1 protein-coding gene is annotated in these 1,381 nt (G+C 44.2%); it reads left to right on the top strand.

Features of this window, described 5'->3' with window-relative positions:
* A partial coding sequence (locus tag NQ012_RS12800; RefSeq protein ID WP_257067959.1) for a VENN motif pre-toxin domain-containing protein occupies positions 1–964 on the top strand: 964 nt, incomplete at its 5' end.
* Between the last annotated feature and the right edge of the window lie 417 nt (positions 965–1,381).

The raw sequence follows: 1,381 nt of genomic DNA, 5'->3' as shown, positions 1-1,381 counted from the left end.
CTTATCCGCCCCGACCGACAGTGGTTTGGGCATCGCCACCGCCACCGCCAGCCCTGCGGCAGCCTACGCCGTCGGCCAATACTTCAAAGGATTGGCGCAAGAAAACCTGCTTGTCGGCAAAACCGAAACCGCCGAATTAACCGCCGCACAAGAAACCGCCCGCGCGGTAGCCCACGGCGTAATTGCCGCCGCCACCGCAGCGGCGGGCGACAACAACGCCCTGACCGCCGCGATAAGCGCAGGCGGGGCGGAAGCGGCGATACCGTATGTGTCGGAATGGCTGTACGGCACCCGCGACGCGGAGAAACTGAGTGCGGAGCAGAAAACCGTTTTAGGCAATATCGCGCAACTGGCAGGCACAGGGGTGGGGCTGGCTTCGGGCGGCAGCGGTGCGGAAGCGGTTTCAGACGGCCTGCGGGCGCGGAATGCGGTGGAGAATAATTTCTCTATGCAAGATTTAGGAATTTCGCAAAATGCTCAAAGTGGTTTGCAACAAATAGCGCACCGACAAGCTCAACAATTTGTTGTTAATGCAAATAGTTCTGCTGCCGAGAAAAATAAGTTAATTGAATTATTAAATGCTTATAACGCCAATAAGGCAATTTCTGCAGAAATTACAGTAGCTCTTGGAGCGGGTGCAAATGTTAGTGTAAGCATCAATGAAAATGGAGACCTTACTGTTTCGATTGCAGGTACTGCTGGAGCTGGTATATCGGGATTTATTGGTGCAACTACATCCGATAAGCCAAGAAAAGATGGTTGGTATTCGGAAGTTTGTGTAACTGGCAAGTTAGGAGCAGCTGGTGGTGGTTGTATAGGAGCTAATTTAGAAAAAGGTGCTCCAATTATACATACGTTGAAACTTGGTGCAGGTCTTGGAGTAATACCAATTGAAGCCAATGCAAATATCGGTTACCAATCAACGTGGAAGTTAAAAAAACCTACAAACAGAGGAAATAAGTAAGTGGAAAGTTTGAACTTGTTTTCGTTGCTTTTTATAATTTATTTAATTCAAGTAATTCTACATTTTATTTTATGTTATCAAATACTAATATATGAAAATAAAATATCAGGGTTTTGGAGTTTTATGCAAAAGGCAAATCATATTTACCCTATAATGTTTCAAGTTTTATTCAAAAAGAAAATAGTAAAAAGTAAACTATTCACTAGTTTATTTATTTTTAATATATTTAGTGCAGTTATATGTTTCATATTTTTATTAATCTCTGTATTTATAGAATAACAAACAACCTGAGCAAGCCGTAGCCTGCATCAAATGCCTATTCAAGTTGTAGGGTGAGTGCCTTGGCACGCACGCGTTGCCAGACCTCAGGCCGTCTGAAAAATTCCCAATATTTTTCAGGCAGCCATAGTATTACCA

Origin of the sequence: Neisseria dentiae (assembly GCF_024580525.1) — a bacterium.
Lineage (GTDB): Bacteria > Pseudomonadota > Gammaproteobacteria > Burkholderiales > Neisseriaceae > Neisseria > Neisseria dentiae_A.
This window is presented reverse-complemented; position numbering and strand designations above follow the sequence as displayed.